The sequence below is a fragment of the Novosphingobium cyanobacteriorum genome (assembly GCF_029436685.1).
GTDB lineage: Bacteria > Pseudomonadota > Alphaproteobacteria > Sphingomonadales > Sphingomonadaceae > Novosphingobium > Novosphingobium cyanobacteriorum.
The window spans coordinates 1-12,287 of sequence record NZ_JAROCY010000008.1 but is presented as its reverse complement, the minus strand read 5'-3'; the positions used below and the strand labels follow the sequence as shown (position 1 = coordinate 12,287).

Here is a 12,287-nt window from a genome sequence, read left to right as displayed (position 1 = left end):
TGCAACACATACAGAATTGGCCCACGCCGCAGCCATCGCGGCGAGGGAGCCCTTGTGGCTTCGGGAGAGGGTCGGCTAGGAGCGTGCACTCCTATCTGACAAGGGAACGCGAAATGCTGTTGTTCACGCTGATCTCGGCCATATCGCAGCTGATCGACATCGTCGTGATGGTGGTGATCGTGCAGTTCGTGCTGAGCCTGCTGATCGTCTTCAACGTGGTGAACCTGCACAACAAGGCGGTTTCCGCCGTGTGGACCGCGCTGGGCGCCATTCTCGATCCCATGCTCAACCCGATACGCCGGGTCATGCCGAACACCGGGGGCATCGATTTTTCGCCGATGATCCTGATCTTCGGCCTGCGCATCCTGGTGCAGGTGCTGTTCTTCCTCGCTTCGATGGCCACGTCGATCTGACCACAATCATAACGGAAGTGCCGACATGACTGCCGCGATCATCGATGGAAAGGCCTTTGCCGCGAACCTGCGGGCGAAGGTGGGAGAACTGGCCGCTTCGTTCGAGGCCAAGGCCGGCCGCAAGGCGGGGCTGGCCGTGGTGCTGGTGGGCGAGGACCCGGCCAGCCAGGTCTATGTGCGGTCAAAGGGCAAGAGCACGCTGGAAGCGGGCATGAACAGCTTTGAACACAAGCTGCCGGCCGACACCGCCGAGGCCGACCTGCTGGCCGTGGTGGAAAAGCTGAACGCCGATCCCGCCGTCGACGGCATCCTGGTGCAGCTGCCGTTGCCCCGGCACATGGACGAGCAGAAGGTGATCGCCACGATCAGCCCGGACAAGGACGTGGACGGGTTCCACGTGACCAACGCCGGCCGCCTTGCCGTGGGCCAGCCGGGCTTCGTGCCCTGTACGCCGCTGGGCTGCCTGATGCTGCTGAAGGACAGGCTGGGCGATCTTTCCGGGCTGGACGCGGTGGTGATCGGCCGGTCGAACATCGTTGGCAAGCCGATGGCGCAGCTGCTGATCGCGGAAAGCTGCACCGTGACGGTGGCGCACAGCCGCACGAAGAACCTGGCCGACGTGGTGAAGCGCGCCGACATCGTGGTGGCGGCGGTGGGCCGGCCCGAGATGGTCAAGGCCGACTGGATCAAGCCAGGCGCAACGGTGATCGACGTGGGCATCAACCGCGTGCCAGCGGCCGAGGAAGGCAAGACGAAGCTGGTGGGCGACGTGGACTATGCCGGCGTGGCCGAAGTGGCCGGTGCGATCACGCCGGTGCCGGGCGGCGTGGGGCCGATGACGATTGCGGTGCTGCTGCGCAATGCGCTGGTGGCCGCGTTCCGCAACGAAGGGCTGGACCTGCCGGCGGACGCGATCTGAGGTCGCGGGGCGGGGGGGGATTGCCCACCCCTAACCCCTCCCGCAAGCGGGAGGGGGACTTTGCAGCGCTTCCTTCTCCCCTCCCGCACGCGGGAGGGGCTGGGGGTGGGCACGGCGCGGCGCTTCGGCTAGGCTCGCCCGCATGAAGCGCCCTTTCCTTGCCGTCGTTTCCCTTTCCCTCATGCTTGCCGCCCCCGCCTTCGCCCAGCGGGCGGGCGGTGATCCGCGTGCGATGACCCCGGTGGGCAATCCCAGCGCGCTGGTGGCGGCGGAGCTGGCCTTTGCGCGGCTGGCGCAGGAAAAGGGGCAGTGGACCGCCTTCGACGCCACCGCCGATGACGAGGCCGAGATGTTCGTGCCGCAGCGCACCTTGGCCCGGCCCTGGCTGAAGAAGCGCGCCAACCCGCCGCAGGCGGTGCAGTGGCAGGCGCAGAAGGCCTGGGTATCGTGCGATGGCAGCGCGGGCGTGACCTATGGCGCGTACCAGGCGCCCGGTGGTGAAAGCGGCTGGTTCTCCACGGTGTGGAAGCGCGACAGGAAGGGCCAGTACAAGTGGGTGCTGGACCAGGGCGCGGACCTTGCCAGCCCCCTGCCCGCGGCGGACTGGCTGGAAGGCAAGGTGGCCGACTGCCCGGCCCGCCCGCGCCGACCCGAAGGCGAAGGACCGACTCCGCCCAGGCCGCAGAAGGGCCCGCCGCCGATGCGCCCGCTGGCCGGCCCCATCCCGCCGGTTTCCGCCCCGCAGGCGGACAACAAGGACGGGCAGGCCAACGATGGATCGCTGGCCTGGCGATCGACCGTGCAGGGCGATGGCAGCCGCGTGTGGACGGTGTGGATGTGGAAGGACGGGGCCATGGGCGAAGTGCTGCACCTGACCGCGAAGGCGGGCTGAGGCGATGCTGGAACTGTTCCTTTCCGCCTTCGTCACGCTGTTCGTGGTGATCGACCCGCCGGGCTGCGCGCCGATCTATGCCGGGCTGACCGCCCATGCCAGCGCGAAGCAGGCGTTCAGCATGGCCATGCGCGCCTGCCTGATCGCCACGGGCATCCTGCTGGTGTTCGCCTTGTTCGGCGAAGACCTGCTGGGCGCGCTGCATATCGAGCTGGACGCCTTCCGCATCGCCGGCGGGATCATGCTGTTCCTGATCGCGCTGGACATGGTGTTCGAAAAGCGCACCGAGCGCCGCGAGGAACGCGCCGAGAAGGTGCGCAGCGCGCAGCCGCATGTGGAGGACGTTTCGGTGTTCCCCATGGCCATGCCGATGCTGGCGGGCCCCGGCTCCATCGCATCGGTGATGCTGCTGACCGCGCGGGCGCACGGCACCACCGAGACGCTGGTGATCCTCTCCGCGCTGGCGGTGGTGATGCTGCTGAGCTTCCTCGCGCTCGTCGCCGCCCGCCCGATCATCCGCGCGCTGGGATCGCAAGTGGAGGCGGTGATCACCCGCCTGCTGGGCGTGCTGCTGGCGGCGCTGGCCGCGCAGTTCGTGATCGATGGGATCAAGGCGCAGTTTTGAGGGTGCGGAAAGCCCATCCGGGCTTTCCTTTGCGGCACCGGCCCACTCCCCCGCCCGGCCACCCATTCAGGGTACTCTCGTGGGTGGCCGGGCGGGGGAGTGGGCCGGTGCCGCAAGCCTTCCGCGGAGGCGGAAGACGCACCAATCATTGAAGAGTCACCCGCCCATCGTCGTCATCGTGGCGGCCGAAGAACTGCATGAGCTGCACCAGCAGTTCGCAACGTTCGCCGAGCGTCGGCGCTTCGAGCAGGGCCTGCTTGGCGGCGGAATCGAAGGGGGCGATCTGGGAGACGCCGTTGATCAGCGACATGTCGTCAAGCCGGCCGACCGAATCCCAATCCACCGCATAGCCCTGCGCATCGGCGAACTTGCGCGCTTCGCGTTCGAACGAGGCGCGTTCGATGGCGCTGAGCACGGCGTCGGCATCGTCTTCCAGCAGTTGCGCCTCAACCTGCCGGAACGGGGTAGTTACTTCGAGTTCGCGCAGCACACGGAAGCGGCTGAGGCCTTCGAGGACGATGTTGAAGCGGCCGTCCTCAAGCGCTTCCACATCCGCGATCTTGCCCACGCAGCCCACGCTGAACAGCGGCGCACCTTCGACCGCGGCCTGCGGCTGGATCATCGCGATGCGCCGGTCACGCGCCAGGGCATCGCTGACCATGGCGCGATAGCGCGGTTCGAAGATGTGCAGCGGCAATTGCAGGCCGGGGAACAGCAGCGCCCCCGCCAACGGGAAGATCGACAGCCGCACCGTGCCCGCCGTGGCCATGGCCTTAACCGAACAGCACGGTGGAAAGCTTGCGCCGGGTGGCGGCGACCCACGGGTCTTCCAGCCCGATCGCCTCGAAGATCTGCAGCAGCCGCGCCCGCGCCGCGCCATCGTTCCAGGAGCGGTCCTTGGCCACCATGGCCAGCAGCAGCTTCGCCGCCTCGTCGCGGTCACCCGCCGCATAGAGTCCGTTGGCGAGCGCCAGCTGCGCGTCCATGTCTTCCGGGTTTGTGGCCACCGCAGCGCGCAGGCCGGCGAGTTCGCCTTCCTCGGGCGCGTCCTCCGCCAGCGCGAGCGCGGACCTGGCCTGCGCCATGACCGGATCGTTGGCGATTTCGGGCGGCAGCGCGGCCAGCACTTCGGCCGCCTCGTCCTTCTGCCCGGCCAGCAGCAGCGCGCGGATCAGCCCGGAATGGGCGGGCGCGCTGTCGGGCGCGATCTCGACGATCTGCGAGAAGATGCCGGCGGCGCGTTCGCCATCGCCGGTGCCGAGCACGTCCTCGCCCATGGCGAGCAGGGGGCCAATGTCTTGCGCCGGTTCGTCACCCGCCTGCACCGGCAGCTGCTTGAGGATCTGGTCGAGATACTGCTTCAGCTGCGATTCGCTGCGCGCCGGGGTGAGGTCCGCCACCGGCTGCCCCTGGAACATGGCATAGACCGTGGGGATCGAACGCACCTGGAACTGCGCGGCGATGAACTTCTCCTCGTCCACGTTCACCTTGGCGAGGATCACGCCCTTGTCGGCATACTCGGCCGCCACCTTTTCCAGCAGCGGGGTCAACGCCTTGCACGGGCCGCACCATTCCGCCCAGAAATCGAGGATGACCAGCTTGGTCATCGAAGGTTCGACCACGTTCTTGCGGAAGCGGTCGACGGCTTTCTGTTCGTCGAGGTTCAGGCCAAGGCTTGCCAATTGCGGTCTCCGGGTGCGGACGCGCGCGTCCTGTCTTTGCGCCACCATGTGGGAATGCAGATGCATTCGGCAAGTGCAATCGGGTGCGCAATCGGGAACAGACGGCGCTTTCCGCACCGGCAGGAAAGGAAAGTGCATTTGGGGGGTTGCGCCAATCCCGACTCACCGTTAGAGGCCCCCACACCCCAGCCGGACGGGGACTTTCCCACCGGCCAGAAACGCACGAGCGGGCGTAGCTCAGGGGTAGAGCACAACCTTGCCAAGGTTGGGGTCGAGGGTTCGAATCCCTTCGCCCGCTCCAGTTTCTCTTCAAGCAGTCAGCCCTTAGATCAAGCGCAGAGCTTCCCTGCCGGGAACCCTCTGGTTCCTTTGCTGCGCTACGCGGCAAGCCGCTTCGCCGGGCGGTTCGAATCCCTTCGCCCGCTCCAGTTTCTCTTCAAGCAGTCAGCCCTTAGATCAAGCGCAGAGCTTCCCTGCCGGGAACCCTCTGGTTTCTTTGCTGCGCTGCGCGGCAAGCCGCTTCGCCGGGCGGTTCGAATCCCTTCGCCCGCTCCAGTTTCTCTTCAGCAGTCAGCCCTTAGATCGAGCGCAGGGCTTCCCTGAGGGGAACCCTCTGAGTCCCTTGCTGCGCTGCGCGGCAAGCCGCTTCGCCGGGCGGTTCGAATCCCTTCGCCCGCTCCAGTCTGTCAACGGCTCAGCGAAGGCCTGCGGTCCACAGTCCAAAAGACAACATGCCCGGATCGTGCCCTGGTCTTCCGGGCCGCGTTCGGATTTCGGGGAAGATACGGCTCAAAAACTCCGCATCAGATGCACAGGGTGCAGAGTTCCCCAATGCCTGGGGTGGTCTTCAGGGAAGGCGTCCGAGGAGCGTGGCGGAACCCCAGGCCAGTCCAAGCAATGCCATGCCGCCGGTGACGACGAGGTTTGCATTGCCGGAATGCTCCACGATCTGTCCGGCGATGAAGGGACCGGCAGCAAGTCCGAGGCCGGTCACCATCATGCCTTCCGCCATCAGTTCTCCGTTGGTGTCGAACTTGCCAATGGCCGCAAAGATATAGGGCACGACAAAGGTCCAGGCGAACTTGAACGCAAAGGCCCCCGCCAGGAACGCGGCGAGGGTGCCGCCAAGCCCGATGACCGCCGTGCTCGTGATCAGGATCCCGTAGCCCACGGCCAGCTTGATCCCGATCGATGCGCGGCCGCTGAGAATGCCAGCCAGGGCTGATCCGAGGATCCCGCAGACCGTGGCGCCCGACAGGACGTTGCCGATCGCTTGCGGAGAAAGGTGGGCCTGCGCCCCGAAATCTGCGGCAAAGGTCCAGATGCCCGCCATACCCACGTAGAAGCAGAAAATGGCCGGGAAACGCAGCAGCAGCAGGCCTCCACGAGGTGACGCGCGCATGGGCCGGGCGTGGTCTTGGCGCTGCGATCCCGCCGAGAGGGATTTCAGCATGGGCATCGCGGAGAACATCAGCACGCCAAGAACCATGAAATAGGAACCGAGGCCGAAAGCTTCGAACAGCCGGGGGAGCGCGGCCAGTCCGATCACCCCTCCAACAAGTTGGCCCGTAATGAGAAGCGCGATCGCGCGGCTGGAATCATCGCTGTCGTTCGCATTGGCAAGGCAGACGGTAGACAGCAGCGCGGCGGCCGTGACGGTGACGAGACGGACCGGCACCAGCCACGCGAAGTGATGGATCGCAAGGGGGGTGCATATCGATCCCGCTGCGAAGACGATGGCGGAAACCAAGGCCACTGTCCGCCAGTTCGAGCGCGGCAGGATGCGCGAGCCGGCCAGTCCGGCGAAGAAATAGCCGGCGAATTCGATGGAAAAGTAGGTTCCGACCTGCGCCGGACTGTAGCCAAGCTTCGCGGCCAGTTCGATGGCGATGGCCGGGCCGCACAGCAGGCTGGTGTTGCACAGCCCGCCAAACACGAAGATGGCCAGCAGGCGCAATGTCTGGCCTGTCAGCCGGCAACGCTGGTGCCGTTGCGGAGAAGCTGGCTGCGGCGTTGCCAAGGGATCTTCGGCGATCACGGCCTGACCTCCGCGTGTCCTGCAACGGACAGACCGATATCGCGATAGGCCTCGATCAGGGCGGTGACCACTTCTTCGGTGCCGGCATAGGCAGCACGTTCGAGCACGCGCGAGACGCTGGGTGCGGCTTCGCTCCCCGTCACTCGCTTGACTGGCTGGTCCAGCCAGTCGAACAGTCGGCGCTGGACCTCGTCGGAAACCCAGGCGCCGTAGGACGTGCCTTCGGCACCCTGTTCCACGATCAACAAGCTGCCGGTCTTCATCACGCTGGCCGAGACGGTTTCCCAGTCGAAACTGGCGCGATCGAGCCACCGCAGATCGATGACCTCGGCGTCGCAGCCCGTCAGGTCGACCGCTTCCAGCACGCGATCGACCATCGCCAGATAGGTCAGGACGGTGAGCCGGGACCCCTGACGTCTGATCGATGCCTTGCCCACCGGGATGGCGTAGTCAAGGTCGCCCGCCGGGACCGGGCCGGTGCGGGAATAGAGATCGACGTGCTCGATCACCAGAACCGGATCATCACATGCCAGGGCCGCGTTCATCGCCCCGATGTAGTCGAAGGGCGTGGAGGGGGCGACGATGCGCCAGCCCGGATTGGTGGCGAAGATGCCGGCCGGGTCCATGCTGTGCTGCGAACCATAGCCGGTGCCGATCGCGATCTTGGTGCGCAGGACCAGCGGCACGGGGTGATCGCCGCCGAACATGTGCCGGGCCTTGCCGATCTGGTTGAACACCTGATCAGCTGCAACCCACATGAAATCCGGGTACATGAATTCAACAACCGGCCGGAACCGGGCATCGAGAGCTATGCCCCCGCCCAGCCCGACGAAGGCGTTCTCGCTGATCGGGGTGCCCAGCACCCGGTCAGGGAAGCGCTCGGCCAGACCGCGTGTCGCACCATTGGTGCCACCCTTGAGCCGATGGACATCCTCGCCCATGACGACGACCCGGTCATCGGTCTCCATCCGCCTGGCCATGACCCCGGCAACCGCATCGATCATCTTGATATCGGCGACTTCGCCGCGATAGGTGCCTGCCTCGAGCGTCCGCAGGTGTTGCGTCTCCGACAGGTCGCCCCTGATCCCGACGTCGCGGAAGGTGGGCGACGGCCAAAGTGCAGGCTTTATCCGGCTGCGTCCATCACGCTCGGGATCGGATTCGGTCAAGCTGGCGGCGGCATTGTGCATTGCCGTGATGCACCGCTGCCGCAGCGCATCGACGGCCTCCTGCGTGATCAGGTTGCGCCGGATCATCTCGCCCGATACCCGATCAAGCGGATCGCGCTTGCGCCATTCCGCTTCCTCGGCCTTGCGGCGATAGCCGAAGGCGCTGCCCGGCAGCGATCCGTTCTGGTGAAAGTAGCGGTAAACCTCGGCCTCGATCACCACCGGCCCCCGGCCGGAGCGCATGTGATCGAGCGCGCGGTCCATCACCAGCTTGGTCGCCAGCGGATCCATGCCGTCAACCCGCCAGCCCGGTATGCCGAAAGCCAGCGCACGCGAGGACAGCCGCGGTTCAGCCGTTGCCTCGTCCACCGCAGTGGCGACGGCATAGAGATTGTTCTCGATGAAAAAGCACATCGGCAGGCGCCAGGCCCCCGCGAGATTCATCGCTTCGAGCACCGAACCGATGTTGACCGCGCCATCCCCGAAGTAGCTGATGGTCACGTCGTCGGTGCGGGCGCGGCGCTGTGCCCAGGCGTGGCCCGCGGCCAGCGGAACGCCACCGCCGACGATGGCGTTGGTGCCAAGCGCTCCGGCCTCCTTCCATTGCAGGTGCATCGAGCCACCCCGGCCCCGGCAAAAGCCCTGGGCAAGACCCATGATCTCCGCCAGGGTTTTGACCAGGAGGTCATGCACGACGGGATCGATGGCCGCCATCGGGTCAAGCCCGGCTGGCGCGACAAAGCCGAGGGCCTTGGCGAGGAACTGATGGTGGCCCCGATGCGATCCGTTGATCGCATCCGATGGGCGCAGCCCGACGATCGAGCCCACCGCGCCCCCTTCCTGACCGATGCTGGAATGGGCGGGGCCATGAACGAGACCCTGTGCAGCGAGATCGAGGACTGTTTCTTCGAAGGCTCGAATGAGATGCAGCTGAGTCAGCATGGTCCCGAGCAGGACCGGTGAGGCACCGTCCCAGTCCGGTTCGCAGCTTGCGAGAACCTGCCACGAGGAATGGGGAGAGAGCTGCTCGATCTCCGGCACGGCAAGGTCTCCTGAACTGAGAAAGGTCAATTTGGGGGGATGCGCGCACAGGGGCGCGGCTGGGGAACGGCCCATCGACGCGCTGCCCCACCGCCGAACGGTTCTGTCCGATCATCAAAGGGAAAGGGGGCCGGGCACTTGCCACGGCCCCTGTTCGATCAGCGGAACTTGAATTCCACGGTTGCACCGAAAGTGCGCGGCGGGATGTAGCTGCGGCGCATGTTGCCGCCGAAGTTGAACTGCCAGGCCATCGTCCGCGTGTCGGAGATGTTCTTGATCCAGGCGCTCAGGGCCCAGCCCGCGTTCGGCCCGGTCAACCCGATCGTTGCATTATGCAGCAGGGATCCTTCGGTATAGTTGAACGGGTTGTTGTCGATGCTGCGCCAGTTGTTGCCGGTGTAGCTGCCATCGTACTGCAATGACAGATCAAGGTCGCCGGACAGCGGGATGTCATAGCGCGCCAGATAGTTGGCCGACCATTCGGGCGCGCTTTGCAGCTTGTTGCCGGTAAAGTCGTTCGCCGTGCCATCGCCATTGATGTCGCCCGAGCGGGTGATCCGGGTGTCGAGGTAGGTGGCCCCGCCGCGCAGGGTCAGGCCGCGGACAGGCATCCAGGTGATATCGCCTTCGGCACCGAACACCCGCGCATTGCCGATGTTGGAAAAGCGCTGGGTGAACACCCCGTTGACGAATACCTGCGTGAGCGACTGGAGATCATGATAGTCGTAATAGAACGACGCGAGGTTGAGGTTGAGCCCGCGCGCGAGTTTGCCCTTGTAGCCCACTTCGTAGGCGATTAGGCGCTCCTGCTTGGCACCCGGCAGCTGGTTTGGGTTGAGGATGAACTGGACCGAGAAGCCCCCTGATTTGACCCCCTGCGAGATCGAGGCATAGACCATATTGTCCGGATCGACCTTGTAATTGAGCCCGGCGCGGAACGAGAGGTTGGATTGCGAGACTTCGGTCGGGGTTTCGCCGAAGCTGAAGCCGGGGAATTCGAGGCTCGCCACGAACTTCTTGCGATACCACGAGCCACGCAGGCCGGTCGTGAGGGTCAACTTGTCGGTCAGTGCCCAGTCGACCTGGCCGAAGAGGCCGAGGTCGATGGCATCCTGGCGGACCGGCTCCAGATAAGGCGCTGAGCCGGCGAGGGTCTCGGCCGGGGTTTCATTGGACAGCGTGGCCCCACCGAACGAGCTGAAATTGACCTGGATCGCTTCACGCACGCTGGTGTCGTTCTTGACCAGTGCGGCTCCGGCGACCCACTTGTGGCGCGACCCAGCCGGGGAATTCAGGGCCCATTGACTTCCCAAGGTCCACGTCCGCTCCAGCACCTGCGATCCTCGCTTGGACAGCTTGATCTCCGGCGTCGGCCAGTCTTGTTCCGGGCGGCCAGCAGATTTTTCCGAAGACGCCCACAGCACCTCCTCGGGCAACACGTCGCAGACGTAGGTGCCGCTGCCAGTGGCGGCGCGCAGGTAGCCCTCGGCGACGAGTTGCTCGAACGCGGCTTTGACCGTGTTGCGGGACAGGTTCAGCGCCTGGGCCAGGTCGCGCGATGCGGGCAGGCGCGTGGACGGAGGGAGCCCGCCATCCAGTACCGCTTTGCGCAGGCAGTCGTAAAGCGACCGCTGCAATGTGGCGGCTTGCCGCATCGCGGCTCCAGCGGCCCAGCGTTCCTGAAGCAGATCGACTGCGGACAACGTCATTTGGGCCCTTGATTTTTCGCGTAGTGGATCTTTATGTTAGACTCAATTCGCAATGAAATGGAGGCGTACCCGACCGTTCCAGGCATGCTTGAGCGTGCTAGTCGGTCGAGGTTCGTCCCCGTTCGCGCACGCGGTTCGTGCGCCACCTCTGACCACTGGATCCTTCCATGACCAAACCCATCTCTCCGTTTCACCTGCTCAAAGACACCATGCTCCTGCGGACCGGCGCACTGATCAACGGCCAGTGGCTTGAAGGCGCGCGGCAGTTCGCGGTCACGGATCCGAGCACCGGCGCAAAGCTTGCCGACGTCGCGAACATGGGCGCAGAGGAAGCGGAGGTCGCGATTGCCGCCGCAGATGCCGCGCTGGGACCCTGGAAGGCTAAAACGGCCAAGGAGCGCAGCAACATCCTGCGCCGTTGGTTCGACCTGTTGATGGCCAATGTCGACGACCTCGCTCGCATCCTGACGGCCGAGCAGGGAAAACCGCTGGCCGAGGCGAAGGGAGAAGTCGCGTACGGGGCCAGCTTCGTCGAGTGGTACGCCGAGGAGGCCAAGCGGGTGGCTGGCGAGACCTTGCCCCAGTTCGACAACAACCGGCGGTTGTCGGTCCTGCGCCAACCCATCGGCGTCTGCGCCGCGATCACGCCATGGAACTTCCCCCTCGCCATGATCACCCGCAAGGTGGCTCCTGCATTGGCTGCAGGCTGCACCGTCGTCATCAAGCCTGCCGAGTTCACACCGCTGACGGCTCTTGCTGCGGCTGAACTGGCAGTGCGCGCTGGCATTCCGCCTGGCGTGCTGAACGTGCTGACAGCCGACAGCGACAACAGCGTGCAGGCCGGCAAGGTCTTCTGCTCCAGCGACAAGGTTCGCCACATCAGTTTCACCGGATCCACCGAGGTTGGCCGCATCCTGATGGCCCAAAGTGCGCCCACGGTCAAAAAGCTCGCGTTGGAACTGGGCGGCAATGCACCCTTCATCGTGTTTGACGATGCCGATCTCGTCTCGGCTGTTGAAGGCGCCATCGCCAGCAAGTACCGCAATGCTGGCCAGACCTGTGTGTGCGCCAACCGCATCTACGTGCAAGAGGCCGTGTACGACGCCTTTATCGACAAGTTCACCGCCAAGGTGAAGACGTTGAAGGTCGGCAATGGCTTTGACGAAGGCGTGGTGCAGGGGCCGCTGATCGAGCCCGCGGCGGTGGAGAAGGTGCAGCGTCACGTGGATGACGCAAAGGCCAAAGGCGCGCGGATTCTGGCCGGTGGCGCGAAGCTGCATGGCCAATTCTTCCAGCCCACCGTGGTGGCCGATGCGACCGCCGACATGCTCTGCGCGACGGAGGAAACGTTCGGTCCGCTGGCCCCGATCTTCAAGTTCAAGCACGAGGACGACGCCATCGCTGCAGCGAACAGTACGGAGTTCGGCTTGGCCAGCTACTTCTACAGCCGCGACATCGGTCGCATCACGCGCGTGTCCGAAGCCCTGGAATGCGGGATTCTTGGCGTGAATGCTGGCGTGATCGCGACGGAGCACGTTCCTTTCGGCGGCGTGAAGCAGTCCGGGCTGGGCCGCGAAGGCTCGCGCCACGGCATGGAGGAGTACCTGGAGATGAAATACATCTGCATCGGTGATGTGCTGCGCTGACCGCAATTCCTGAAGAACCCATCAACTATCAACCCACATTCTCCAAGTAAGTCGCTGATTTCGCTGTCGTAATCGTGATATTTCGCATATAAATCATGGCGTTGACGGCTGCGAGGGGCGCGTTTCATGGATCACCTGGAGGGTGCGGGCTTG

At 65.2% G+C, this 12,287-nt stretch carries 10 protein-coding genes and 1 tRNA gene; 6 read left to right on the top strand and 5 right to left on the bottom strand.

Going from position 1 to position 12,287, the window contains the following annotated elements; all coding sequences use genetic code 11:
- Positions 1-113: 113 nt before the first annotated feature.
- The 4 genes from POM99_RS09775 to POM99_RS09760 all read left to right on the top strand — a co-directional run bounded on the left by POM99_RS09775 (position 114) and on the right by POM99_RS09760 (position 2,849).
- Complete coding sequence (locus tag POM99_RS09775) at positions 114-413, top strand: YggT family protein (RefSeq protein WP_277277248.1); 300 nt, start codon at positions 114-116, stop codon at positions 411-413.
- A 25-nt stretch (positions 414-438) separates the two neighbouring features.
- Positions 439-1,332 carry a bifunctional methylenetetrahydrofolate dehydrogenase/methenyltetrahydrofolate cyclohydrolase FolD gene (gene folD, locus POM99_RS09770; protein ID WP_277277246.1) on the top strand — a complete coding sequence of 298 codons (894 nt, stop codon included), beginning with the start codon at positions 439-441 and terminating at the stop codon, positions 1,330-1,332.
- A 142-nt stretch (positions 1,333-1,474) separates the two neighbouring features.
- Entirely contained in the window at positions 1,475-2,224 is a 750-nt protein-coding gene (locus POM99_RS09765) for a hypothetical protein (protein WP_277277244.1), read from the top strand.
- A gap of 4 nt (positions 2,225-2,228) precedes the next feature.
- A complete protein-coding gene (locus POM99_RS09760; protein ID WP_277277242.1) occupies positions 2,229-2,849 on the top strand; it encodes a MarC family protein in 621 nt (206 codons plus the stop codon).
- Between the two features lie 145 nt (positions 2,850-2,994).
- Here POM99_RS09760 and POM99_RS09755 read toward each other — a convergent pair whose 3' ends face one another.
- Both POM99_RS09755 and POM99_RS09750 read right to left on the bottom strand, forming a co-directional pair.
- Positions 2,995-3,618, bottom strand: a complete 624-nt coding sequence (locus tag POM99_RS09755) for an LON peptidase substrate-binding domain-containing protein (RefSeq protein WP_277277240.1) — start codon at positions 3,616-3,618, stop codon at positions 2,995-2,997.
- Between the two features lie 4 nt (positions 3,619-3,622).
- Entirely contained in the window at positions 3,623-4,531 is a 909-nt protein-coding gene (locus tag POM99_RS09750) for a tetratricopeptide repeat protein (RefSeq protein ID WP_277277238.1), read from the bottom strand.
- Between the two features lie 226 nt (positions 4,532-4,757).
- On the opposite strand from POM99_RS09750, the gene POM99_RS09745 reads away from it, so the two are divergent.
- Positions 4,758-4,832, top strand: a tRNA-Gly gene (locus POM99_RS09745).
- 546 nt (positions 4,833-5,378) lie between these two features.
- On the opposite strand, the gene POM99_RS09740 is transcribed toward POM99_RS09745, so the two are convergent.
- The 3 genes from POM99_RS09740 to POM99_RS09730 all read right to left on the bottom strand — a co-directional run bounded on the left by POM99_RS09740 (position 5,379) and on the right by POM99_RS09730 (position 10,488).
- The gene (locus tag POM99_RS09740) at positions 5,379-6,569 is read right to left on the bottom strand and encodes an MFS transporter (RefSeq protein WP_277277237.1); all 1,191 of its coding nucleotides are present in this window, start codon (positions 6,567-6,569) and stop codon (positions 5,379-5,381) included.
- Entirely contained in the window at positions 6,566-8,779 is a 2,214-nt protein-coding gene (locus POM99_RS09735; RefSeq protein ID WP_277277235.1) for an alpha-ketoacid dehydrogenase subunit alpha/beta, read from the bottom strand. Before POM99_RS09735 ends, POM99_RS09740 begins: the two co-directional genes overlap by 4 nt.
- 158 nt (positions 8,780-8,937) lie before the next feature.
- Complete coding sequence (locus tag POM99_RS09730; RefSeq protein ID WP_277277233.1) at positions 8,938-10,488, bottom strand: TonB-dependent receptor; 1,551 nt, start codon at positions 10,486-10,488, stop codon at positions 8,938-8,940.
- A 167-nt stretch (positions 10,489-10,655) separates the two neighbouring features.
- Here POM99_RS09730 and POM99_RS09725 point away from each other — a divergent pair, with 167 nt between their 5' ends.
- Positions 10,656-12,134, top strand: coding sequence for an NAD-dependent succinate-semialdehyde dehydrogenase (locus POM99_RS09725; RefSeq protein WP_333907584.1), 1,479 nt, complete (start codon positions 10,656-10,658; stop codon positions 12,132-12,134).
- Positions 12,135-12,287 lie beyond the last annotated feature (153 nt).